The following is a 22,809-nucleotide window of genomic DNA, read 5'->3' on the forward strand; positions in this document are numbered from 1 at the left end:
TCCCGGACTTCGACACCAGACCGATCCGGCCGGGACCCGCGATGTCGGCCGGGATGATACCGGCGTTCGACTCACCCGGCGTGATGATGCCGGGGCAGTTCGGGCCGATGATCCGGGTGGTGCCGGACGCCTGCGCGGCGGCGAAGAACGCCGCGGTGTCGTGCACCGGCACGCCCTCGGTGATCACCACCACCAGCGGCACCGCGGCCTCGATCGCCTCGAGTACGGCGTCCTTGGTGAACTTCGGCGGCACGAAGATGACCGAGACGTTCGCACCGGTCTCCTTCACGGCGTCCGCGACGGTACCGAAGACCGGCACTGCAACGTCTTGGCCGTCGAAGGCTGAGAATTGAACGCTCTGCCCCGCCTTGCGCGGGTTCACCCCGCCGACGATGTTGGTGCCGGAGGCAAGCATCCGGGTGGTGTGCTTGGTGCCTTCCGAGCCGGTCATGCCCTGGACGATGACCTTGCTGTCCTTGGTCAGGAAGATAGACATGTTCAGCGATCCCTTACTTCGCAGCCAGCTCGGCGGCCCGCTTGGCGGCGCCGTCCATCGTGTCGACCCGCTCCAGACCGGCCAGCCCGGCCTCGTCGAGGATCCGGCGGCCCTCCTCGGCGTTGTTGCCGTCCAGCCGGACGACCAGCGGCTTGGTGACGTGCTCACCGCGGCCGGCCAGCAGCTCGAACGCCTGCACGATGCCGTTCGCGACCGCGTCACAGGCGGTGATCCCGCCGAAGACGTTGACGAAGACGCTCTCCACCTGCGGGTCGGAGATGATGATCTCCAGGCCGTTCGCCATCACCTCGGCCGACGCGCCGCCACCGATGTCGAGGAAGTTCGCGGGCTTGACCCCACCGAACTCCTCACCGGCGTACGCGACGACGTCGAGCGTGGACATGACCAGGCCGGCGCCGTTGCCGATGATGCCGACCGAGCCGTCCAGCTTCACGTAGTTCAGGCCCTTGGCCTTGGCCGCGGCCTCCAGCGGGTCCTCGGCCGAGACGTCGGAGAACTCGGCGTGGTCCGGGTGCCGGAAGTCGGCGTTGTCGTCGAGGGTGACCTTGCCGTCCAGCGCCTCGATGTTGCCGTCCTCGAGCTTGACCAGCGGGTTCACCTCGACCAGCGACGCGTCCTCGGCGATGAACACCTCGTACAGCTTGACGATCTCCGGCGCGACCGTGTCGAGGATGTCCTCGGGGTACTTCGCCGCCCGGGCGATCTCCCGCGCCTTCGCCTCGTCCACCCCGGCGGCCGGGTCGATCGAGATCTTCGCCACCGCCTCGGGGTTGGTGTGCGCGACCTCCTCGATCTCCATCCCGCCGGCGGCCGACGCGATGCACAGGTAGTTGCGGTTCGCCCGGTCGATCAGGAACGAGAAGTAGTACTCCTCCGCGATCGCCGCGGCGGGCACGATGTTCAGCGTCTTGACGATGTGGCCCTTGATGTCGAGGCCGAGGATCTCGCGGGCCCTCTGCTCCGCCTCGTCCGGCGAGGAGGCCAGCTTGACGCCGCCGGCCTTGCCGCGGCCGCCGGTCTTGACCTGGGCCTTCACCACCACCCGGCCGCCGATCTTCTCGGCCGCGGCCCGGGCTTCCTCCGGGGTGGTGACGACCTCACCCACGGTCGTCCGCACTCCGTGCTTGGCGAAGACCGTCTTCGCTTGGTATTCCATCAAGTCCACGACTGTGGTCCCTCTCTCGCACCTGTTCGAGTAGGCCGCGGCAGGCGGGCTGAACCCATCCGGAGGGCACGGGCGCCGGCGCGTTCCGTGGCCTGAGACTAGCCACCCCCGCCTGCACCGCAACAGCCGGGGTGCACGCTGAGACGACCGTCACAGCCCTCTCACCGGTCGTGAAAGGCTGGGCGGTATGACCGATGCAGCGAGCAGACCAGCTGACGACTGGTGGCGTAGCGCCGTCGTCTACCAGGTGTACCCCCGTTCCTTCAGCGACGCCAACGGTGACGGCACCGGCGACATCAACGGCATCCGGGCCCGGCTGCCGTACCTCGCCGACCTCGGCATCGACGCGATCTGGATCAGCCCGTGGTACCCGTCCCCGCTTCTCGACGGCGGGTACGACGTGTCCGACTACCGGGACATCAACCCGGAGTTCGGCACGCTGGCGGACGCGGATGCGCTGATCGCCGAGGCGCACGAGCTGGGCATCCGGATCCTGATCGACCTGGTGCCGAACCACTGCTCTTGGGACCACCCGTGGTTCAAGGCCGCGCTGGAGGCCGGCAAGGGTTCGCCGGAGCGGGAGCTGTTCTGGTTCCGGGACGGCAAGGGCGCGGACGGTGCGCAGCCGCCGACGAACTGGCCGGCGGCGTTCGGTGGCCAGGCCTGGACGCGGATCGAGGACGGGCAGTGGTACCTGCACCTGTTCGATGTCAGCCAGCCGGACTGGAACTGGGAGCACCCGAAGGTGATCGAGGAGTTCGACTCGATCCTGCGCTTCTGGTTCGACCGCGGCGTCGACGGGTTCCGCATCGACGTGGCCGACTCGATGGCGAAGGACGCCTCGCTGCCCGACGTGATCCCGGGCCCGAACGGCGAGGTCACCCGGGACAAGTACGAAGGCCACCCGACGTACGACCAGCCGGCGGTGCACGACATCCACCAGCGCTGGCGCCGGATCGCCGACGAGTACGCCGGCACCCCACTGGGCCCGCGCGTGTTCGTCGCCGAGGCCTGGCTCTCGCCGGCCGACCGGCTCGCCCAGTACGTCCGGCCGCACGAACTGCACTCGGCCTTCAACTTCGACGCCCTGCGGTGCCCGTGGGACGCGGCGGAGCTCCGCGAGGTCATCGACCACACCACCGAGCACTTCTGGGCGGTCGGTGCCCCTGCCACCTGGGTGCTGAGCAACCACGACACGATCCGGCACCGCACCCGCTACGGTCGCGACCAGAAGAAAGCGTCGATGCCCGCCGGGACCGTGCCGACCGATCTGGAGCTGGGACTACGCCGGGCCCGGGCGGCGGTCATGCTCGAGCTTGCCCTGCCGGGTGGCGCCTACATCTACCAGGGCGACGAGCTCGGCCTGCCCGAGGTCGAGGACCTGCCGGAGGACGTGCTGGACGATCCCACCTGGGTGCGGTCGGGCCACACCGTGCGTGGCCGCGACGGCTGCCGTGTTCCGATCCCCTGGAGCGGCAGCGAACCGCCGTACGGGTTCGGTCCCGGCCCGGGCCGGCCCTGGCTCCCCCAGCCGGCCGACTGGGCGTCACTGACCGCCGAGGCCCAGGCCGCCGACCCGGACAGCCACCTCAACCTCTACAAGGCCGCCCTCCGCATCCGCCACGAGCAGCAGGGCCTCGGGGACGGCCGGATGACCTGGGACGAGGATGCCCCGCCCGGAGTGCTGTCGTTCACCCGCGACCCGGACTTCCGGTGTGTGGTGAACCTGGGCGACGAGCCGATCGACCTGCCGCCCGCCTCCGCGGTGCTTCTCTCCAGCGCGCCGCTCACCGACGGCACACTCGGTGTGGACGCGGCCGTCTGGCTCACCGTCTGAGCGCCGTACGGCGTCGCGGAGCGGCCGGGATCCTTTGCGGTGAAAGGATCCCGGCCGCTCCCTCCGGCCGGCTCCCCCCGCCGGCGCGGCCACGACATGACTCTTCGTGATCGCCGGTCATCACTGCCAGATGTTCGGCTTTCCGGTAGTGCCGCGAACAAAAACCGGTGTTATGGTCAAAAGTGATCTGGCACACATCGCTACGCGGTGTGTTCGTACTGCGCACCGCGATTGTGTACCGGCGTCGACGAGACGGGATGTCCGACGGCCACGCCGCCAGCCGCCTCGCCGGGGCAGATCGTTGGCTCGACGGATTGGGGCTGGTGATGGCCGGGCGCAGGTTCCTTCAGGTGGGATTGATGACGGTGGCCGCCGCGTTGACGGCCGCCTGTCTTGCCGAGGACGGCGGTGACGGCGGTGGTACGCAGGCGACCGGAGACAAGAACGTCGAGGTCGTCTTCGGCTTCGGCGGCGCGCAGTCCGCGGGCTTCCAGCAGGCGCTGAAGCAGTTCGAGCAGTCGTCCGGGATCAAGATCAAGTTCACCGAGGCGTCCCAGTCGTTCGACACGCTGATCCGCACCCGGGTTCGCGCGAACAACCTGCCCGACATCGCGCTGTTCCCGCAGCCCGGGATCCTGAAGGACTTCGTCGCCCAGAACAAGATGACCGATCTGTCGACGCAGCTCGATGTGGGCAAGCTGCAGGAGGACCTGGTGCCCGGTGTCCTCGACGCCGGCAAGGTGGGCGACAAGTTCTACGGCGTGCCGGTCTCGATGAACGTCAAGAGCCTGGTGTTCTACCCGAAGAAGGCGTTCGAGGCCAAGGGTTACGAGATCCCGAAGACGCAGGACGAGCTGACCGCGCTGACGAACCGGATCAAGGCCGACGGCACCCCACCGTGGTGCTTCGGCATCGAGTCCAGCGCGGCGACCGGGTGGCCTGCGACGGACTGGCTGGAGGAGTACGTCCTGCGCATCGGCGGCCCGGAGAAGTACGACCAGTGGGTGCGGCACGAGATCCCCTTCAACGACCCGGTGGTGAAGCAGGCCGCGGAGGCGATGGAGAGGCTGGTGCTTGCCGAGGGCAACGTGCTCGGCGGCCGCAAGAGCGTCGCCAGCACCGCGTTCGCCACGGCGGCGAACCCGATGTTCGGCAATCCGCCGAGGTGCTTCCTGCACCGTCAGGGCAACTTCATCACCCAGAGCGGCTTCTTCCCGGCCAACATCGTGCAGAAACTCGACGAAGAGGTCGGAGTGTTCTACTTCCCGGGTCAGTCGGAGGACGATCAGCCCGTGCTGGGCGGCGGTGATCTGGCCGCGGTGTTCAGCGGCAAGGACGAGGACACCAAGCAGCTCATGGCGTTCATGACCGGTGCCGACTTCCCGGGCTGGAGCGAGCAGGGCGGGTTCCTGTCCCCGCGCAAGGACTACGACCTGAACAAGTACCAGAGCGACGTGACGCGACAGATCGCGGAGATCGGCGGCAAGGCGACCGTCTTCCGGTTCGACGGCTCCGACCAGATGCCGGGCGCGGTCGGCTCGGGCACCTTCTGGAAGGGCATGGTCGCGTGGATCAGCGGGCAGAAGAACCTCGACACCTCCCTTACCGACATCGAGCAGAGCTGGCCCGACTGACGCCACCGGCATGACGAGGGGAAGGAGCGCGTCGTGATCAGGGTCATCAACGCTCTGCTGGCGATCGTCGCCGGTGTGGGCGGCGCCTTCGTACTGTTCTGGCTGCTCAACCAGCTCGCCGAGCGGCTGCCGGACAAGTGGGAGGACCGGCTGAAGCCGTACCTGTACATTCTGCCCGCGATCGCGGTGATCGCGTTGTTCCTGCTGTACCCCGCGATCCAGACCATCGTGTACAGCTTCGCCAACGAGACCAGTACGCAATGGGTCGGCTTCGAGAACTACTCGAGTCTCCTGGGCCGGGAAGAGTTCGTCCGCGTGACGCTGCTCAACACGTTGCTCTGGATAGCGCTCGTGCCGGCGGTCGTCGTGGCTCTCGGACTGATGGTCGCGGTCCTGGCCGACCGGCTCAACCCCCGCGGCGAGAAACTGTCGAAGACGATCGTCTTCCTGCCGATGGCGATCAGCGGTGTCGCCTCCGCGGCCATCTGGCGCTTCGTCTACGAGGTGCGGCCGGCGGGCGAGCCGCAGATCGGCCTGCAGAACGCGGTCTGGACCGCGCTCGGCTTCGAGCCCGTCGCCTGGCTCCAGCAGGACACCGCGAAGCTCAACACCTTCATGCTGATGATCATCCTGATCTGGGCGCAGGCCGGGTTCGCCATGGTGCTGTTGTCCGCGGCCATCAAGGGGGTGCCGGACGAAACCATCGAGGCCGCGATGGTCGACGGCGCGAACGAGCGGCAGACCTTCTTCCGGGTGATCGTCCCGCAGATCTGGGGCACCGTCGTCACGGTCTTCATCACCGTCCTGATCGGCGTGATGAAGATCTTCGACGTCGTCTACGTGATGACCGGCGGCAACTTCAACACCGACGTGATCGCGGTCCGCTTCATCACCGAACTGATCGTCAGCGGCGACGCCGGGCGCGCGGCGGCCATCGTCGTGATGCTGATGATCGCGGTCATCCCGGTGATGGTTTACCAGGTGCGCCACTACCGAGCCGAGGAGCTAGCGCGATGACCAGCACCGGTACCGTCCAGCCGGGCGGCACAGCGGCGACCGAGCAGCGCCAACTCCGGACGGCCACGCCGCGCCGGCGCGAGGCCGGCGCGCTCTCCGGGCGGGCCGGCTGGTTCGTCCGGGGTGCCCTGCTGGTGATCTGCTTCCTGTGGCTGATGCCGTCCATCGGCCTGCTCGTGACCTCGTTCCGTACGCCGGAAGCCGCGCTCAGCTCGGGCTGGTGGACTGTGGTCACGAAGCCGTTCACCGACTGGACCGGAAACAACTATGCCCAGGTGCTGCGTGAGGGCGGCTGGAACGCATCCCTGAACAGCTTCGTGGTCAGCCTCCCGGCCACCATCATCCCGCTGATGATCGCCGCCTTCGCGGCGTACGCGTTCACGTTCATGGAGTTCCCGGGCCGTGACTGGCTCTTCATCCTGATCGTGGGACTGCTGGTCGTGCCGCTTCAGGTTGCCATCGTGCCGCTGTTCAAGATCTTCGGCGACCTCGGCCTGACCGGAACGTTCGCGTCGGTTTGGTTGGCGCACGCGGGTTTCGGCATGCCGCTGGCGATCTTCATCCTTCGGGCCTACATGGCGACACTGCCGCGCGGAGTCATCGAGTCCGCGAAGATCGACGGCGCGACCCACTTCCAGACCTTCTGGCGGCTGATCGTGCCGATGTCGGTACCGGCGCTGGCGTCCTTCGCCATCTTCCAGTTCCTCTGGACCTGGAACGACCTGCTCGTCGCCCTGATCTTCCTCGGACCGGGCGAGCGTGAGGTTCTCACCGTCCAGGTCGCCGGCCTCATCGGCGCTCAGCAGCAAGGCTGGCAGCTGCTCACCGCCGGCGCCTTCCTCAGCATGACCATCCCGCTCCTGGTCTTCCTCGGCCTGCAGCGCTACTTCGTCCGCGGCCTGACCGCGGGCTCGGTCAAGGGCTGAACCACCGAGCAGCACCGGATCGCGGCAAGCAGAAGGCCGGAGCCACCTGAGCGACTCCGGCCTTCGCCGAACCACGACTAACGCAACCGGCTCACTTCACGCCACCTGCCGTGAGGCCGGCGACGATACGACGCTGGAAGATCAGTACGGCGATCACCAGCGGGATGGTGACGACCACGCCGGCGGCCATCTGGCTGCCGAACGGCTGGTCGCGTCCCGACGTACCGGTGAACTGCGAGATGACCACGTTCGCGGTCTGGATCTCCTTGCGGTTCACCATGCTCAGCGCGATCAGGAACTCGTTCCACGCCGCGATGAAGGTGATGATCGCGGTGGTGAACACACCCGGGGCGGCGAGCGGAATGATCACCTTCCGGAACGCCTGGGCCGGCGTGCAGCCGTCCACCATCGCGGCCTGTTCGAGCTCTCGCGGCATCTGCCGGAAGAACGCGGTCAGGTTCCACACCGCCAGCGGCAGCGCGAACGACAGGCTGGGCACGATCATCGCCTGGTAGGTGTTGATCCACTCGATGTCGACGAACAGCTTCTTCAGCGGCACCACCAGCGAGATGCCGGGGAACATCGAGGTGGTGATGATGATCGCCAGCACGAAGTTCTTGCCGCGGAAGTCCAGCCGGGCCAGCGTGTAGGCCGCGACCATGCCGATGATCAGCGTCAGGATCGTCACCGTACCGGCCACGATCAGGCTGTTCAGCAGGCCGCGGCCGAACCCTGTGCCCGGCTTGAACACGTCGGTGAAGTTCGTGATCGACCAGTTCCGCGGAATGATCGAGTTGTCGAACTGGTCGCTCGGCCGGCGCAGCGCCGACACCACCATCCAGTAGAACGGCGCCAGGCAGTAGATCACGATCAGCGCGACACCGAGCAGCGGCAGCCACCGCCGGTACCACGGCGCCTCGGCCGCCTTGACGTCGATGACCTTCTTCGGGGCGTTCTCGGCCACAGCCATCACAAACCTCCACTTCCGGCGGTCGCACTGCCCGTCGCGGCACCCGCCGACGTACCCGGTGACAGTTCGTTGCGCCGGCCTCGCCCGTTCTTGCCGTTCTTCTTGGGCTTGCGCTGCACGGTGTCGCCGAACACGTCGGCGCCCAGCAGCTTCACGAACACGTACGCGACCACCGCGACGTAGACGAACAGCAACGTCGCGTACGCCGCCGCCGGTCCGTACCGGGTCTCGTTCGCCTCGAGATAAGCCAGGATCGACAACGTCTCGACCGACTCCTTGTTCGGGCCGACCAGCACGAACGGCAGGTCGAAGATCCGCAGCGTGTCGAGAATGCGGAACAGCACTGCCACCAGCAGTGCCGGCTTCACCAGCGGCATCGTGATCCGGACGAACGTCTGCCACGGGTTCGCGCCGTCGACCTTGGCGGCCTCGTAGACCTCGTCCGGGATGGTCTGCAGCCCGGCCAGCACCAGCAGGCCGATGAACGGTGCCGTCTTCCAGGTGTCGGCGACGATCACCGACAGCACCGACTGCCAGCCTTCGGTGGACCACAGGATCTGCGTCCCGAGGATGTCGTTGGCGATGCCGTCGGCCTGGAAGATCCACTTCCACAGCAACGCCGACACGACGGTCGGGATGGCCCACGGGACCAGGATGCTGGCCCGGACGATACCGCGGCCCTTGAACGCCTTGTGCATCACCAGGGCCATCGCGACACCCAGGATGGTCTCCAGGACCACGCACGTGACGGTGAAGAACGTGGTGTTGTAGAAAGCGTTCCAGAATCGGTCGCCGGTCTCACCTGAGAAGATCGCCGTGAAGTTCTGCAGCCCGACGAACTCCGACCCCTGGACGACGAAGCCCGCCTCGTCGATCCGCTGCCCGCTCTGGTAGAGCGACTCGCGCAACGCCGACAGGATCGGGTAGAGGACGACCAGGCCGAGGACGATCAGCGTCGGCGACAGCAGCAGTGCGGCCAGCCGGCCGGTGCCCTCGTTGAACGAGCTCCGCCGCTTGGGCTTCTTGGTGGTTTCCGGCGTCGGCCGCTGCGCGACCGGGGCGGATGTACTCACCTCTGCCTCCTTCTTTCCGCCCGCTTTCCGCGGGCAGCGACAGGCCGGGGCCGGCCCGCAGCGGTGAAGCTACGCGCCGGCCCCGCCGCTTCGGTCATTGCGTGATGAGCGAGCTCAACTTGGTCTGCAGCTGGCTGAGCGCGTCCTTGGGTGGCGTCGCACCGGTCAGTGCGCCGTACGCCGCCTCCTGGATCGCAGTCGTCACGTCGCCGTACTTGACCACCTTCGGCCGCGACTTGGCGGTCTCGATCGAGGCCTTCAGCGGGGCCAGGTACGGGAACTGCTTGGTCAGCGCCGGGTCGTCGTACAGCGAGGCCCAGGTCGGCGCCTGCGAGGTCTTCTCGACGTTGGCCTTCTGCCGCTCCTCGCTGGACATGAACTTGATGAAGTCCGCGGCGGTCGCCTTGTTCTTCGCGAACTCGGAGATCGCGTAGTTGTGGCCACCCAGGGTGGACACGCCCGGGCCGTCCTTGCCCGGCAGCGGCGCGACCCCGAACTTGCCGGCGATCTTCGACGAGCCGTCGGTCTTGTTCGCCAGCGCGTACACGTAGGGCCAGTTGCGGTGGAAGATCAGGTTGCCCTCCTGGAAGGCACGCCGGCCCTCTTCCTCCTTGTAGGTGATACCCGGCCGCGGGATCATCCCGGACTTGAAGCCCTCGACGAGGAAGTTCAGGCCTTCCAGCGCCTCCGGGGTGTCCACGTTCGGCTTGCCGTCGTCACCGACGACCACACCGCCCGCACCGTTGACGGCCTCGGAGAAGTTCACCGTGAGGCCTTCGTACTTCTCGAACTGACCGGCGTAGCAGCTCGCGTTCTTGGCCTCGGGCAGCGCCTTGACCTTCGCGCAGGCGTCCTGCATCTCTTTCCAGGTCTTCGGCGGCTGCACGCCGGCCTTGTCCAGCAGATCCTTGCGGTAGTACAGCAGGCCACCGTCGGACGTCACCGGTACGGCGTACAGCTTGTCGCGGTACTTCGCGGTGTCGACCGTCGACGGCAGCAGCTTGTTCAGATCGGGGAACTGGTCCTCCGGCAGCTCGGTGACCCAGCGGTTGGCCGCGAACTCCGCGGTCCAGACCACGTCCAGGTTGAGCACGCTGAACGCGTCGGACTTGTTCTGCGCGTTGGAGATCATCTGGGCACGCTGCTGGTCCGCGGACTCCGGCAGCTCCGCCACCGTGACCTTCTCGTCCGGGTGCTGGGAGTTCCACGCGTTGACCTGGTTCGTCAGGTTCCCGGAGGTGTCCTTGCCGGTCGCGAAGGTGATCGGGCCGCGGCCCTCCAGTGCTCCCCCGCCCGCGCCAGTGCCGGTGCCACCATCGCCTCCGTCGTCTCCGCCACCACACGCGGTCGCGAGCAGCGCAAGGCTGCTGACGACGGCCACGAAGGCCGCCTTGCGTGTGTGTGATCGTTCAAACCTCATCGTTTACCTGCCCTCTCCCGATGGGACGTCGCTTGGTCCTGCGTCAGCGGGTCACAGTCCCCCACCGCGCTGCGATCCCGCCTGTCCGGACAGTAACCGACGACGGGGGTGATGTGTCCTGAGCCACACACCTTGCCGCTCAACAGTCTCTGAAACGGACAGACGCATGGCTGTATGCGACCGCGATTCGACAGCCCGCACAACCGGGTCTTTCTTAACGATTCGGTATTACCGGTTAGTAACGTGACTGAACGCACCGTATCCGTTCAGATCGACTCCACCGTGTCGCCATCACGCTCCGGAGTGGAAGGAGACGCTCGGGCCCGTTCGACGACCCCGACGCGGTCGGGCGAACGGCGTCAGGCCGTCGAGGCGGACGCGTCGCCGACGTGGGTGCGGACCCACTCGACGATCTCGGTGGTGGTGGCGCCGGGCGTGAAGATCTTGTGCACACCGAGCTCGGCGAGCGGCTGCAGGTCGGCGTCCGGGATGATACCGCCGCCGAACACCACGATGTCCTCGGCGTCCCGCTCGACCAGCAGTTCGCGGACCCGCTTGAACAGGGTCATGTGCGCGCCGGACAGCACCGACAGCCCGATCGCGTCGGCGTCCTCGGCGATCGCGGTCTCGACGATCTGCTCGGGCGTCTGGTGCAGACCGGTGTAGATGACCTCCATACCCGCGTCCCGCAGCGCCCGGGCGACGACCTTCGCGCCGCGGTCGTGGCCGTCCAGGCCCGGCTTCGCGACGACGACTCGCAGAGGACTCGTAGGAGGCATGTCCGCAGGCTAACCGGTCCCTTCCTCTCGGATAAGACACGGAGGTGTGTGTTCCCCGACACGCCAAGTGGGAACCGGTTACCGTGAAAGAGATCGGACCGATCCGGGGGGTCTGGTTGCGTGAGGAGTCGCCCATGAGCGCTTGGCAGGACGAGGTACGCGGCGCCCTGGACGGCCTCCGCTACGGCGCCCGGACCGCACTCTCACCGCGCGTCCTGCAGGGAGCGGCGATCGAGCTGGGCTGGCTGACCACCCATCTGGCGATGTACCCGCTCGGCCTGGTCGGCGGCTCCGGCTCGCACACCGCCCGGCTGAACCTGGCCGGCCTCACCCCGGCCCAGCGCAGCCTGCTGGTCAGCGACGTCCGGGCCGCCGGTACGCCGATCCTGCTCGTCCACGGGATCATCGACAACCACACCGTCTTCGCGCTGATGCGCCGGCAACTGCTCCGGCGCGGCTTCAGCAGCATCCACACGTTCTCGTACTCACCGCTGACCCTGGACGTCCGCCGTACCGCGGAACGGATGGCGGACGAGGTGGAGCGGATCTGCGACGAATCGGGGTCCGACCAGATCCACGTGATCGGGCACAGCCTGGGCGGCCTGATCGCCCGGTACTACGTCCAGCGGCTCGGAGGTCACGAGCGCGTGCACACCTGCGTCACCCTCGGCACGCCGCACCAGGGCACCGTCGCCGCCCGGCTGCTGCCGTGGCCGCTGGTCAAGCAGGTGCGGCCGGACAGCGACCTGATGGCCGAACTCGCCGAGCCGGCACCTGACTGCGCGACCAGGTTCGTCGCGTTCTACAGCGACGTCGACCAGCTGATCGTGCCGCAGCGGCGGGCCCGGATCCGCCACCCCGACCTGGTGGCCAGTAATGTTCGCGTGTACGGCGTGGGCCACCTGTCCCTGCCGTTCCACGGCGAGGTCGTGCACCAGATCACCGGGGTGCTGGCCCACCTGGACGATCAGGACACCGTCGCCTGACGTTGTCCTGACAATGCTCGATTGTGCCTGACAGGGCAGCTTTCTGAGCGGCATCGGGCGGATGCACGTGCAGCCGCGCATGCAAAAGTTTCGTGAAGGAGCCGGAGAAAAGTGGGTGGCGGGGTTTGTCGCCTCGTGACTGATCCGTTATCGTGCATGAGCCCGGACGGGGAATAAATCTCCGGACGGGTGGGGAAAGGCTCCGGCCGTTCCCCAAAGCCCCTCCCCTGTGACCGAAAGGCCACTCGTGTCTCAGCACCGTGCCGCGGGCAACCGCGTCACGCCAGGCAACGCTGCGCGCAAGCCCGGCGCAGGACGTCACAGTGCCAAGCATCGTGTTGCCAGGCGTACCACCCCGAGTAGTACCCAGATCGTCGGTTTGACCGCGGCCCTCGCCGCGGCAGCGGGAGCTGTCGGGTTCAGCCACAGCTCGCTCGCCTCGCCGACACAGGCGAACTCGGCGGTCAACCTCGCCGCCCTCAGCATGGACAACGGGCAGCTGTCCGGCATCACCACCGCACGCATCCAGGCCCGCCAGCTCGCCACCCGTGACTCCTCCCGGGTCCAGCTGGCCGGCAACGACACGAACAAGAAGCAGGCCGCGGCCGCCCAGCTGGCGAAGGCCCGCGCCGCCAAGCTCACCGCCACCCAGGCCCTCACCGCCAAGCGCGCCTCCGCCCTCGCCAAGGCCAAGGCCGCGGCCGACGCGGCGGAGAAGAAGATCCGCGAGTCCGCCACCCGCTGCGAGATGGTGATCTCCGACTACCGCGTCACCGCGACGTTCGGTCAGGGCGGCAGCCGCTGGGCCCGCAACCACACCGGCACCGACTTCGCCGCCCCGATCGGCACCCCGATCCGGACCGTGATGAAGGGTGTGGTGATCTTCGCCGACTGGGCCGGCCCGTACGGTCGCCAGGTTCAGGTGCGGCACGAGGACGGCACCGTCACCTGGTACAACCACATGTCGAAGTTCAGCGTGTCGGTCGGCGAGACCGTGTACGCCGGGGACCAGGTCGGCGCGGTCGGGATGACCGGCAACACCACCGGCCCGCACCTGCACTTCGAGGTCCACCCGGGCGGGGGCGACGCGGTCGACCCGATGCCGTGGCTGCGCGACCACTGCGGCCTCAACCCCTGAGCTCCCCGCAGTACCTGAAACCAGCTGAGACCGCCCGCCGGCCGGACTAGGATCCCCGGCATGCGTCCAGCACCCGGAGAGGTTCTGCACTTCTCCGAAGATCCGGCCATCGAGGTGTTCCGGCCACACGTCGCCAAGACGACGCGAGAGGCCACTCCCTACGTCTGGGCCGTCGGCTACGACCGCGCTCCCGACTACTGGTTCCCGAGGCAGTGCCCCCGCGCTATGGCGTGGGTCGGCCCCTCCACCACTCCCGACGACCAGGCCCGCATCATCGGCGCCGGCTCCGGCAGCCGTGTGCACGCGGTGGAGTACGGCTGGCTCGATGCGATGCGCTCGGTCAAGCTGTACGCCTACCGGCTGCCCGCCGAACCCTTTGTCGAGGTCGACGCCGCGATGGTCGCCACCACCGTGGTGCGACCACTGGGGCCGCCGGAGCGGGTTGGCGATCTCTTCCAGCTGCACGACGAGGCCGGGATTCAGTTGCGGGTGCTGAACCGGTTGCACGAGTTCTGGTCCGCGGTCGTAATCAGCAGCCTCGAGTTCAGCGGCATCCGGCTGCGGAACGCCCGCCCATGACGGCAACGCAGTACGGCGAACTGGGCGAAGCGGCCTGGGCTTGGGTCCTCGGACAGGTGCAGTGGGACGACGCCGGCCCGTGGATCCCCGAGGCCGCCGGTGGCGACAAGCCGGAGGAGTACCGCGACGGCATGCACGGAGGCGTCGGCGGCCTGGCGCACGCACTGGCGGAGATCAGGCTCGCCCGCGCCTGGACGGCCGGCGAGCAGGACCTGGCCGCCGCGATCGCCGACCGGGTCTGTCGCGCGATCCCGGCCGAGACGTCGATCACGTACTTCGACGGCCTGGTCAGCGCGATCGGCGTCCTCACCGCTCTCGGTGAACCCGGCGCGCAACCCGCCGTGGACCGGATCGCCGAGCTCACCACCGACAACGGCTGGCCGGAGAGCTTCCTCGCCCCGCCCAAGTACCTCCCGGGCGCGGTCGCGAACGACGCGACGCTCGGCACCGGCGCCGTACTGATGGGCGCGCTCTGGGCCGATCGGCGAGGCGAGGACGCCCGCGCACTGGTCGAGCGGGCGGCCGGGCTGCTGATGGCCGAGAAGGAGGAGCCGGCGACCTGGCCGTTCGTCCCCCGCCGCTTCTCGACCGAGCCGAAGGCCGAGATTCCGAACTTCTCGCACGGCTTGGCCGGTATCGCGACCGTGTTGGCGTTGGCCGGTGTCGAGCTGGAGGCAGCCGACCTGATCGACGCCGCCCGGGCCGGAGCCGAGCACCTGATCACGCTCGGGGTCAACGACGACAAGGGCTTCCGGGTGCCGCGCGTGGTCCCGTGGGAGGAGCGGCGCGGCGACGAGTTCACCTACAACTGGTGCCACGGCGGCGCTGGTACGTCGCTGTTGTTCCGCGCACTCGAGTACGCCGGGGTGGAGAAGGTTGCCGGCGAGACGCCGGCCGTCTGGCATCGGCGGTGTCTGGACAGCGTCCGGCACTCCGGCGTACCCGAGCGGCTCTACCCGGGCTTCTGGGACAACGACGGACGCTGCTGTGGTACGGCGGGAGTCGCCGACGTCTTCCTGGACTCCTGGCACCGCGACGGCGACGAGGACGACCTGGAGTTCGCCGTACGGCTCGGCGATGCCTTGGTGGAGCGGGCGTTCCACGACGACGGCACGGCGTACTGGCGCTTCGTCGAACATCGCAACGAGGACCCGCTGCTGCCGCCGGGTGTGGGCTGGATGCAGGGCACGGCCGGGATCGCGGCATACCTGCTCAGGCTCCAACGGGTGCTCGACGGCGGCCGCGAGGCGGTCGAGCGGATGGACAACTGGTGGGCGCTCCGCCAGGCCCAGCCGCGCTAGGCCCAGCCGCGGCAGGTCTAGCGGCGCCAGACCTCGGCGGTGGTGAGGAAGGCGGACGAGCCGGGCTTGTCGGGTGAACCGTCGACCTGGACGAACCCGGGGACGGAGGCGCCGCCGATCGAGACGGTCGCGGACCGGACCGGGGCGATCACCAGGCTGAGGCTGTGGTTGCCCTCGGCGAGCTGGAAGTTGTCGGTGGCGAACAGGCGGCGGTCGAGCACCCCGCCCATCTCGATCTGGATGTCGGCCGCCTTCGCGGTCAGCCCCTCGGCCAGGTTCATCGACACCTGGACCAGGTCGCGCTCGACCGCCGGCTCGTGCCAGGGCAGGCCCTGGACCTCGAGGAACGAGCGAACGAAGTAGCGCTCCAGCCAGGAGGCCAGGTCGACGTCCTCCGACACCACCCGGACGATCCCGTCGAACCAGAGGATCACCGCCGTACCGGCGCCGCGGATGGACCAGTCGACCATCCAGATCGACGCGTACGCGGTCACCTTGCCGGTCTCGTCGAACAGCCGCAGCCCAGGGTTGGCTCCCGCCAGGATGATCCGGCGGTGACTGCCTGCTACCGACTTGGACATGGCGAGAACGCTTCCGGGGGAGGGCCGAAGATCCTTGATTGTCTCAATCTCCGGCCCAGATGCAACGCACCGGCCCCAGAACTTGACTCAGATCTTCTCCACCGGCGCATAACGCAGCAGCAGCCGCTTGACCCCTTCGGACCCGAAGTCGATGTCGGCCTGGGCCTGCTGGCCCTCGCCACGGACGACCACGACGGTGCCCATCCCGAAGCTGTCGTGGACGACCCGGTCGCCCGGGTTCAGGCTGATCACCGGCTTGTCGGAGGCAGTACGACGCGGTGGCTCGTAGCGACTGGAGATGCCGCTGCCCCTCGACGTACCGGTGCCGGACCAGCGGGTGATCGCCGACTCGTCCCGCCGCCAGTCGAGCAGCTCGGCCGGAATCTCCTCCAGGAACCGCGACGGCGGGTTGTGCTGCGGGGCGCCGTACGCCGACCGGACCGCGGCCCGGGAGATCGCCAGCCGCTGCCGGGCCCGGGTGATCCCGACGTACGCGAGCCGCCGCTCCTCCTCCAGCTCCTTCAGGTCGGTGAGCGACCGCGAGTGCGGGAAGACGCCGTCCTCCATCCCGGTCAGGAACACCACCGGGAACTCCAGCCCCTTCGCGGTGTGCAGCGTCATCAGCGTGACCACGCCGCCGTCGTCGGCCGCGTCCGGGATCTGGTCCGCGTCGGCGACCAGCGCGACCCGCTCGAGGAACGCCTGCAGGTCGGCCGGATCACCGGCGGCGGTCCGCTCCTCGACGAACTCCCGGGCCACCGAGATGAACTCGTCCAGGTTCTCCAGCCGGGTCTCGTCCTGCGGATCCGTCGACTTCTGCAGCTCCTCGTAGTACCCGGACCGGTGCAGCGCGACGTCCAGGATGTCGTCCGGCGGCGCACCCGAGTCGACCATCGCGGTCAGCTCGTCAAGGATGTCGATGAAGGCCTGTACGGCGTTCACCGAGCGGCTCGCCATCGCCGGGGCGTCGTGCGCCCGGCGCAGGGCCTGGGCGAACGAGATCCGGTCCCGCGCCGCCAGCGCCTCGATCGCGGCCTCGGCGCGGTCGCCGATCCCGCGCTTCGGCACGTTCAGGATCCGCCGCAGCGACACGGTGTCCTCGGGGTTCACCAGCACGCGCAGGTACGCGAGCGCGTCGCGGACCTCCTTGCGCTCGTAGAACCGGACCCCGCCGACCACCTTGTACGGATGGCCGGTCCGGATGAAGACCTCTTCGAAGACCCGGGACTGGGCGTTGGTCCGGTAGAAGACCGCCACGTCGGACGGCTTGATGCCCTCGGTGTCGGTGAGCCGGTCGATCTCGTCGGCGACGAACTGGGCCTCGTCGTGCTCGTTGTCGGCGACGTACACCGCGATCTGCTCACCCTGGCCCTGGTCGGACCAGAGGTTCTTCGCCTTGCGCCCCTCGTTCCGGCTGATCACCGCGTTGGCGGCGGACAGGATGGTCTGGGTGGAGCGGTAGTTCTGCTCCAGCAGGATCGTCTCGGCGCCGGTGAAGTCCTCCTCGAAGGCGAGGATGTTGCGGATCGTCGCCCCCCGGAACGCGTAGATCGACTGGTCGGAGTCGCCGACCACCATCAGCTCGGCCGGCGGCGCGGTCGGGCCGTTGTAGTTCGGGTCGTCCTCGCCGCAGAGCTCGCGGATCAGCGTGTACTGCGCGTGGTTGGTGTCCTGGTACTCGTCGACCAGCACGTGGCGGAACCGGCGCCGGTAGTACTCACGGACGTCCGGGAACGCCTGCAGCAGGTTGACCGTCGTCATCAGCAGGTCGTCGAAGTCCAGCGCGTTCGCCTGGGCCAGCCGCTCCTGGTAGATCCGGTAGCACTCGGCGTACGTCTCCTCGAGATGGTTCCCCGCCTTCGCCGCCGCGGTCTCGTGGTCGATCAACTCGTTCTTCTGGGTGCTGATCCAGTTCAGCACCGCACGCGGGTTGTACCGCTTGACGTCCAGGTCGAGCTCACGGCAGACCAGCGTCATCAGCCGGCGCGAGTCGGTGTCGTCGTAGATCGAGAACGTCGAGTTGATCCCGAACCGCTTGATGTCGCGGCGCAGGATCCGCACGCACGAGGAGTGGAACGTCGAGACCCACATCAGTTTCGCCCGCGGCCCGACCAGGTCCACCACCCGCTCGCGCATCTCCGCGGCGGCCTTGTTGGTGAACGTGATCGCCAGGATCGACCCCGGGTGCGCGTCGCGGGCCGCCAGCAGGTAGGCGATCCGCCGGGTCAGCACCCGCGTCTTGCCCGAGCCGGCGCCGGCCACCACCAGCAGCGGCTTGCCCGCGTGCACGACGGCGGCCCGCTGCTGCGGATTGAGCCCTTCGAGCAGCGACTCCGGATCGGTCCGATGCTTCGTGGGCTCCTCCAGCGGCACCGGGAGCTCATCAGGCGAGAACAGCGTAGTCATCACCGAACACCTTAGGCGCTCACTCCGACAGTTACCGAACGCCGGTTCGAACGCGGGGGGATCTAGGCTGGGTTGGCATGGGACATCCGGTGTTCGCGCGCGTCTACGCCCGGGTGCGCCCGCAACTCGACGAGCAGGGCGCGGCCGGCCACCGGAAGCGGCTGCTGGACGGTCTGGCCGGGCAGGTGGTCGAGATCGGCGCCGGGGACGGCGGGAACTTCGCCCACTACCCCGCCGAGGTGACGGGCGTGATCGCCGTCGAGCCCGAGGCCTACCTGCGCGCCAAGGCGGAGTCCCGGGCCTTCGCGGCCGCCGTACCGGTGGAGGTCGTCAACGGTACGGCGGACAACCTGCCGCTCACGGACGGCTCTGTGGACGCCGTGGTCGCGTCGCTGGTGTTGTGCTCGGTGCCGGACCAGGCCGTCGCGCTGGCCGAGGCGTTCCGCGTACTCCGTCCCGGCGGGGAACTCAGGTTCTACGAACATGTCGCGGCCGAGCCGGGCACCCGGCTGGACCGCCTCCAGCGGGTCGCGGATGCCACTGTCTGGTCCTGGTTCAGCGGCGGCTGTCACGTCCACCGCGACACGGCCGCCGCCATCGAGGCGGCGGGCTTCACCATCGAGACCCTCGACCGCTTCCCCTTCGGCCCGAGCCCCGCCTCCCCGCACGTTCTCGGCATCGCCGCCAAACCTCAGTCGGCCAGCTGACGCACCACCAGGATCCCCAGGCCGCCCACGACGATCATCGCGACGCCGTACCAGGCTTCCGGGATGCCCCACCACCAGCGATCCGCCGACCGGAACCGCGCCGCGGCCGGCACGGTCGCCTTGTACTTGTCGAGGACCGCCTGAATCCGGTCCTCGTCCGCCGCGGACAACCCGTCCTCGCCGAGGTCACGAGCCAGCCGGTAGACCTCGTCCTTCTGTGCGTCGGTGAAACCGAACATCGCGTTGGTCTTCGGCTTCTGGATCGGCCTCACACCCACCGACCCGCAGTACAGCTCTCCGCCCGTCTCGACATCGAGATGCAGGAACCCGCTACCGCACTCGCCGCCACGCGGGCCGACGTCCACCCGATAGGCGTTCCGTTCGGTGTTCAGGCCCACGAATCCGACGAACGCCGTCATGCACCCGGCGAACACCAGCGCGCACGACGCCAGGTACCCGAGCGCCCAGAACAGGATGCGCATCCGCCCTCACCTTCGTCCGGCACCCGGCACACGATCTCACGCCGCCGGGTGCGGGGCGCGGTGGTGACCGGATGCTGCCGTCAGGACTCGTTTGCTGTGGGCAGAGTCGCCGACAGCAGAAAAGCTGGGGTGGGCGGGTCCGGCCGGTCAGGGTTGGGGACATGGCTGAAGACAACAAACCGCCGCTGTTCAACGAGTCCGCGCGTCAGCGGCTGCTCGCGCAGCGGATCGTCGTACTGGACGGGACCCTCGACGACGACAACGGAACCCTGCTGGCGACGCAGATCCTCACCCTGGCGGCCGATGACCCGGACCGGGACATCTCCCTGTGGATCCACTCACTCGGCGGCTCGGTGCCGTCGATGCTGGCGATCCGGGACGTGATGCGGCTGGTGCCGTGTGACGTGTCGACGCTGGCGATCGGGCTGGCCTGCAGTGCCGGGCAGTTCCTGCTGTCCGCGGGGACGCCGGGCAAGCGGTACGCCCTGCGGCACGCGCGGGTCCTGATGCACCAGGGGTCGGCCGGGATCGGCGGGTCCGCGGTCGAGATCGAGATCCAGGCCAACGACCTGCGGCACATCCGCGACACCGTCCTGCGGCTGATCGCCGAGGACACCGGGCAGCCGTTCGAGACCGTGCACGAGGACTCGCTGCACGACCACTGGTACACCGCCGAACAGGCCCGCGAGTACGGCTTCATCGACCACATCGTCGACTCCTTCGACCAGGTCATGCCCCAGCGAAAGGCCGCGTGATGAGCACCTACACGATTCCAAACGTGATCGCCCAGAGCCCGCGGGGCGAACGGATCATGGACGTCTATTCGCACCTGCTCAGCGAGCGCGTCATCTACCTCGGCACGGCGATCGACGCCGGTGTCGCGAACGCGCTGATCGCGCAACTGCTGCACCTGGAGGCGGACAAGCCGGACCAGGAGATCAACTTCTACATCAACTGCGAGGGCGGCGACATGACCGCGATGCTCGCGATCTACGACACGATGCAGTACATCCAGTCGCCGATCTCGACCTGCTGCGTCGGGCAGGCGGTCGCGGCCGGCGCGGTCCTGCTCGCCGCCGGCGCGGCCGGGCAACGCGCAGTGCTGCCGCACGCGCGGGTCGTCCTGCACCAGCCGGCCGCGCGCAGTCAGGGCACCATCCCGGACCTGATCCTGCAGGCCGACGAGGTGGTCCGGGTCCGCGGTCAGGTCGAGTCGATCCTCGCCGCTCACACCGGGCAGACGATCGAGCGGCTGCGGCACGACACCGATCGCGACCACGTGCTGACCGCCGAGGGTGCCCGCGAGTACGGCATCGTCGACCAGGTCATCCAGCACCGCAACCGGGTGCCGGTCCTGGTCTGATCGTCAGTCGAACGCGGCCTCGAGGACCTTGTCGGCGACCGCGGCGTGATGGGCGACGTCGGCGTCCCGGCGGCCGATCCGGTTGGTCAGGTAGGCGTAGGCGATCCGCCGGTCGGGGTCGGCCCAGCCGATACAGCAGTTGCTGCCGTTGTGCCCGAACGTCCGCGGACTGCTCGTCGTCCCGAGCGGTGTGACCACCTGCGGGACGAACCGTGGCCCGCCGAGCTGGAACCCCTGCGACCACCGGATCGGCGCGTTGACGGTCCGGTCCAGCTCACCCTCGCTGGTCGGCTCGACCGCCGCCGCGATCGAGTCCGGCCGCAGGATCGGGCCGGCAGGCCCGGCTCCGCCGTCCAGGAGCGCCTGGTAGAAGGTCGCCAGGTCCCGTGCGGTGGCGGACATCCCGGCCGCCGGTACGACGGCCTGCCGGGTACCGCGGTTGTTCACGATCGACTGGACGACCGGGCCGACCGGGCCGCTGACCCGGATCGGGACGGCCCGGTTCCAAAGGTCGCCCGGCAGGCCGAGGAACGTGTCGGCAACACCCAGCGGCTCGAGGATCAAGCGCCGTACCAGCTCCTCGATCGGTTGCCCGGAGCATCGATATGCGACCTCGCCGAGGACGAAGCCGAACGCGAGCGGGCTGTACGCGACCGTGCCGATCGGCCAGAGCGGCCGGGCCTGCTCGATCCGCTGCAGCGACCGATCCCAGTCGCTCATCGCCCGGGCCTCGGCCAGGTACCGGCCGACCGTGGTCAGGCCGGACCGATGCTGCAGCACCTGGCGAACGGTGATGTCCCGCTTGCCGTTCTCACCGAACTCGGGCCAGTACGCCGCCACCGCGTCGTCCAGGTGCAGCAGGCGGGCTTCCACGAGCCGGTGGATCACGATCGCGACGTACGGCTTGCCCGCCGAGAACAGCCAGAACAGCGCGTCGGGTGCGCAGCCGATCGCCTGGTCGACCACCACCCGGCCGTCGCGGATCACGCACAGCTGGGCCGCCGCCTTGCGGGTCCGGACCAGGTCGAGCGCCGCCCCCAGCCGCCCGGCGTCCATCCGGACGTCCCGCGGCTCGCACTCGCCGCCCAGGTCCATCGAACCTCCTCCCCGTCATCACCAGCTTGCCCCCGGTACCCAAGCCGCGCGTTAAGGTCGGACGAATGAGCATGCCTGAGCCGAATCCGCGCCCGGACAGCGAGATCGAGCGGGTGCTGGTGGTGGTCGCGCACCCCGACGACATCGACTTCGGCGGTGCCGGGACGGTCGCGACCTGGACCAAGGCCGGGATCGAGGTGCACTACTGCATCGTCACCGACGGCCAGGCGGGCGGTTTCGAGCCGGATCGCGACCGGGCCGAGATCCCCGCGGTACGACGCGCCGAGCAGACCGCGGCCGCGGAGCACGTCGGCGTACACAACCTGCACTTCCTCGGGTACGTCGACGGTCAGGTCGAGCCGGGCCTCGACCTGGTCCGCGACATCACCCGGCTGATCCGCCGGATCCGCCCGCAGCGCCTGCTGACCCAGTCGCCCGAACGCTGGTGGTCACGCCTGCAGGTCTCCCACCCCGACCACCTCGCCACCGCCGAGGCGACGGTCCGTGCCTTCTACCCCGCGGCCGGCAACCCCTACGCGTACGACGACCTGACCGAGGAGGCCTGGGACGTCGGCGAGCTGTGGATGATGGAGCATCCGGAGCGCAACCACTGGGTCGACATCACCGACACCGTCGACCAGAAGATCGCCGCCCTCCTGTGCCACGCCAGCCAGCACCGTGACCCCGAGACTCTCGCCGCCGACATGCGCCGCTGGTCCCAGGACAACGCCCGCGACGCCGGCTTCCCCCCGAACCACCACGCCGAAGCCTTCACCGTCGTCCGCCTCGGCTAATCAGTTTGCGCTGGGGGTGGTGAGCGGGGAGGGTGCGGG

The 22,809-nt window shown here is 68.6% G+C and carries 22 protein-coding genes; 12 read left to right on the forward strand and 10 right to left on the reverse strand.

The features are described from left to right. A partial coding sequence (locus tag ACYVOK_RS29105; protein ID WP_460665761.1) for a CoA-binding protein occupies positions 1-496 on the reverse strand: 496 nt, incomplete at its 3' end. Positions 497-509: 13 nt separating this feature from the next. Continuing rightward, the gene (sucC, locus tag ACYVOK_RS29110) at positions 510-1,682 is read right to left on the reverse strand and encodes an ADP-forming succinate--CoA ligase subunit beta (protein WP_460665762.1); all 1,173 of its coding nucleotides are present in this window, start codon (positions 1,680-1,682) and stop codon (positions 510-512) included. Positions 1,683-1,869: 187 nt separating this feature from the next. On the opposite strand from sucC, the gene ACYVOK_RS29115 reads away from it, so the two are divergent. From ACYVOK_RS29115 to ACYVOK_RS29130, 4 genes are all read left to right on the forward strand, one after another. After that, positions 1,870-3,519: a glycoside hydrolase family 13 protein gene (locus ACYVOK_RS29115; RefSeq protein ID WP_460665763.1), complete on the forward strand. Its 1,650-nt coding sequence runs from the start codon at positions 1,870-1,872 to the stop codon at positions 3,517-3,519. A 257-nt stretch (positions 3,520-3,776) separates the two neighbouring features. After that, a complete protein-coding gene (locus ACYVOK_RS29120) occupies positions 3,777-5,153 on the forward strand; it encodes an ABC transporter substrate-binding protein (protein ID WP_460665764.1) in 1,377 nt (458 codons plus the stop codon). 33 nt (positions 5,154-5,186) lie between these two features. Beyond that, complete coding sequence (locus tag ACYVOK_RS29125; protein WP_460665765.1) at positions 5,187-6,170, forward strand: carbohydrate ABC transporter permease; 984 nt, start codon at positions 5,187-5,189, stop codon at positions 6,168-6,170. Next, a complete protein-coding gene (locus ACYVOK_RS29130; protein WP_460665766.1) occupies positions 6,167-7,096 on the forward strand; it encodes a carbohydrate ABC transporter permease in 930 nt (309 codons plus the stop codon). Before ACYVOK_RS29125 ends, ACYVOK_RS29130 begins: the two co-directional genes overlap by 4 nt. A gap of 91 nt (positions 7,097-7,187) precedes the next feature. Here the strand turns inward: ACYVOK_RS29130 and ACYVOK_RS29135 are convergent, their stop codons facing one another. From ACYVOK_RS29135 to ACYVOK_RS29150, 4 genes are all read right to left on the reverse strand, one after another. Further along, positions 7,188-7,934, reverse strand: coding sequence for a carbohydrate ABC transporter permease (locus tag ACYVOK_RS29135; RefSeq protein ID WP_460666340.1), 747 nt, complete (start codon positions 7,932-7,934; stop codon positions 7,188-7,190). Positions 7,935-8,065: 131 nt separating this feature from the next. Then, entirely contained in the window at positions 8,066-9,139 is a 1,074-nt protein-coding gene (locus ACYVOK_RS29140; protein WP_460665767.1) for a carbohydrate ABC transporter permease, read from the reverse strand. Positions 9,140-9,233: 94 nt separating this feature from the next. Then, entirely contained in the window at positions 9,234-10,520 is a 1,287-nt protein-coding gene (locus ACYVOK_RS29145; RefSeq protein ID WP_460665768.1) for an ABC transporter substrate-binding protein, read from the reverse strand. 398 nt (positions 10,521-10,918) lie between these two features. Continuing rightward, positions 10,919-11,338, reverse strand: a complete 420-nt coding sequence (locus ACYVOK_RS29150; RefSeq protein ID WP_460665769.1) for a cobalamin B12-binding domain-containing protein — start codon at positions 11,336-11,338, stop codon at positions 10,919-10,921. Positions 11,339-11,472: 134 nt separating this feature from the next. Between ACYVOK_RS29150 and ACYVOK_RS29155 the strand changes: the two genes are divergently transcribed. The 4 genes from ACYVOK_RS29155 to ACYVOK_RS29170 all read left to right on the forward strand — a co-directional run bounded on the left by ACYVOK_RS29155 (position 11,473) and on the right by ACYVOK_RS29170 (position 15,342). Continuing rightward, positions 11,473-12,324 (forward strand): esterase/lipase family protein, encoded by an 852-nt coding sequence (locus tag ACYVOK_RS29155; RefSeq protein ID WP_460665770.1) that lies wholly within the window; start codon positions 11,473-11,475, stop codon positions 12,322-12,324. A gap of 379 nt (positions 12,325-12,703) precedes the next feature. After that, the gene (locus tag ACYVOK_RS29160; RefSeq protein ID WP_460665771.1) at positions 12,704-13,462 is read left to right on the forward strand and encodes a M23 family metallopeptidase; all 759 of its coding nucleotides are present in this window, start codon (positions 12,704-12,706) and stop codon (positions 13,460-13,462) included. A gap of 60 nt (positions 13,463-13,522) precedes the next feature. Next, the gene (locus ACYVOK_RS29165; protein ID WP_460665772.1) at positions 13,523-14,041 is read left to right on the forward strand and encodes a DUF6886 family protein; all 519 of its coding nucleotides are present in this window, start codon (positions 13,523-13,525) and stop codon (positions 14,039-14,041) included. Beyond that, positions 14,038-15,342 (forward strand): lanthionine synthetase LanC family protein, encoded by a 1,305-nt coding sequence (locus tag ACYVOK_RS29170; RefSeq protein ID WP_460665773.1) that lies wholly within the window; start codon positions 14,038-14,040, stop codon positions 15,340-15,342. The genes ACYVOK_RS29165 and ACYVOK_RS29170 overlap by 4 nt, the downstream gene beginning before the upstream one ends. Positions 15,343-15,359: 17 nt before the next feature. Here the strand turns inward: ACYVOK_RS29170 and ACYVOK_RS29175 are convergent, their stop codons facing one another. Continuing rightward, on the reverse strand, positions 15,360-15,923 hold the full coding sequence (locus tag ACYVOK_RS29175; protein WP_460665774.1) for a hypothetical protein: 564 nt from the start codon (positions 15,921-15,923) through the stop codon (positions 15,360-15,362). An 87-nt stretch (positions 15,924-16,010) separates the two neighbouring features. Beyond that, the gene (gene pcrA / locus ACYVOK_RS29180) at positions 16,011-18,329 is read right to left on the reverse strand and encodes a DNA helicase PcrA (protein ID WP_460665775.1); all 2,319 of its coding nucleotides are present in this window, start codon (positions 18,327-18,329) and stop codon (positions 16,011-16,013) included. Positions 18,330-18,406: 77 nt separating this feature from the next. On the opposite strand from pcrA, the gene ACYVOK_RS29185 reads away from it, so the two are divergent. After that, positions 18,407-19,036, forward strand: coding sequence for a class I SAM-dependent methyltransferase (locus ACYVOK_RS29185; protein WP_460665776.1), 630 nt, complete (start codon positions 18,407-18,409; stop codon positions 19,034-19,036). Here ACYVOK_RS29185 and ACYVOK_RS29190 read toward each other — a convergent pair. Continuing rightward, complete coding sequence (locus ACYVOK_RS29190) at positions 19,021-19,518, reverse strand: hypothetical protein (protein ID WP_460665777.1); 498 nt, start codon at positions 19,516-19,518, stop codon at positions 19,021-19,023. The two genes, ACYVOK_RS29185 and ACYVOK_RS29190, sit on opposite strands and share 16 nt — an antisense overlap. 161 nt (positions 19,519-19,679) lie before the next feature. Here ACYVOK_RS29190 and ACYVOK_RS29195 point away from each other — a divergent pair, with 161 nt between their 5' ends. Both ACYVOK_RS29195 and ACYVOK_RS29200 read left to right on the forward strand, forming a co-directional pair. Further along, entirely contained in the window at positions 19,680-20,273 is a 594-nt protein-coding gene (locus ACYVOK_RS29195; RefSeq protein ID WP_460665778.1) for a ClpP family protease, read from the forward strand. Then, positions 20,273-20,881, forward strand: a complete 609-nt coding sequence (locus ACYVOK_RS29200; protein ID WP_460665779.1) for a ClpP family protease — start codon at positions 20,273-20,275, stop codon at positions 20,879-20,881. Before ACYVOK_RS29195 ends, ACYVOK_RS29200 begins: the two co-directional genes overlap by 1 nt. Before the next feature lie 3 nt (positions 20,882-20,884). Here the strand turns inward: ACYVOK_RS29200 and ACYVOK_RS29205 are convergent, their stop codons facing one another. Beyond that, positions 20,885-21,976: a serine hydrolase domain-containing protein gene (locus tag ACYVOK_RS29205; RefSeq protein ID WP_460665780.1), complete on the reverse strand. Its 1,092-nt coding sequence runs from the start codon at positions 21,974-21,976 to the stop codon at positions 20,885-20,887. 65 nt (positions 21,977-22,041) lie between these two features. On the opposite strand from ACYVOK_RS29205, the gene ACYVOK_RS29210 reads away from it, so the two are divergent. Then, entirely contained in the window at positions 22,042-22,770 is a 729-nt protein-coding gene (locus tag ACYVOK_RS29210) for a PIG-L deacetylase family protein (RefSeq protein WP_460665781.1), read from the forward strand. The last annotated feature ends 39 nt before the right edge of the window (positions 22,771-22,809 follow it).

It is taken from the genome of Kribbella swartbergensis (genome assembly GCF_054784135.1).

Bases quoted from the DNA above. Each gene is read 5' to 3' on its own strand.
- ACYVOK_RS29115 (WP_460665763.1), top strand. From the start codon at position 1,870: ATGACCGATGCAGCGAGCAGACCAGCTGACGACTGGTGGCGTAGCGCC.
- ACYVOK_RS29120 (WP_460665764.1), top strand. From the start codon at position 3,777: ATGTCCGACGGCCACGCCGCCAGCCGCCTCGCCGGGGCAGATCGTTGG.
- ACYVOK_RS29130 (WP_460665766.1), top strand. From the start codon at position 6,167: ATGACCAGCACCGGTACCGTCCAGCCGGGCGGCACAGCGGCGACCGAG.
- ACYVOK_RS29135 (WP_460666340.1), bottom strand. From the start codon at position 7,934: ATGGTGGTGTCGGCGCTGCGCCGGCCGAGCGACCAGTTCGACAACTCG.
- ACYVOK_RS29150 (WP_460665769.1), bottom strand. From the start codon at position 11,338: ATGCCTCCTACGAGTCCTCTGCGAGTCGTCGTCGCGAAGCCGGGCCTG.
- ACYVOK_RS29155 (WP_460665770.1), top strand. From the start codon at position 11,473: ATGAGCGCTTGGCAGGACGAGGTACGCGGCGCCCTGGACGGCCTCCGC.
- ACYVOK_RS29165 (WP_460665772.1), top strand. From the start codon at position 13,523: ATGCGTCCAGCACCCGGAGAGGTTCTGCACTTCTCCGAAGATCCGGCC.
- ACYVOK_RS29170 (WP_460665773.1), top strand. From the start codon at position 14,038: ATGACGGCAACGCAGTACGGCGAACTGGGCGAAGCGGCCTGGGCTTGG.
- ACYVOK_RS29175 (WP_460665774.1), bottom strand. From the start codon at position 15,923: ATGTCCAAGTCGGTAGCAGGCAGTCACCGCCGGATCATCCTGGCGGGA.
- pcrA (WP_460665775.1), bottom strand. From the start codon at position 18,329: ATGACTACGCTGTTCTCGCCTGATGAGCTCCCGGTGCCGCTGGAGGAG.
- ACYVOK_RS29185 (WP_460665776.1), top strand. From the start codon at position 18,407: ATGGGACATCCGGTGTTCGCGCGCGTCTACGCCCGGGTGCGCCCGCAA.
- ACYVOK_RS29190 (WP_460665777.1), bottom strand. From the start codon at position 19,518: ATGCGCATCCTGTTCTGGGCGCTCGGGTACCTGGCGTCGTGCGCGCTG.
- ACYVOK_RS29195 (WP_460665778.1), top strand. From the start codon at position 19,680: ATGGCTGAAGACAACAAACCGCCGCTGTTCAACGAGTCCGCGCGTCAG.
- ACYVOK_RS29200 (WP_460665779.1), top strand. From the start codon at position 20,273: ATGAGCACCTACACGATTCCAAACGTGATCGCCCAGAGCCCGCGGGGC.
- ACYVOK_RS29205 (WP_460665780.1), bottom strand. From the start codon at position 21,976: ATGGACCTGGGCGGCGAGTGCGAGCCGCGGGACGTCCGGATGGACGCC.
- ACYVOK_RS29210 (WP_460665781.1), top strand. From the start codon at position 22,042: ATGAGCATGCCTGAGCCGAATCCGCGCCCGGACAGCGAGATCGAGCGG.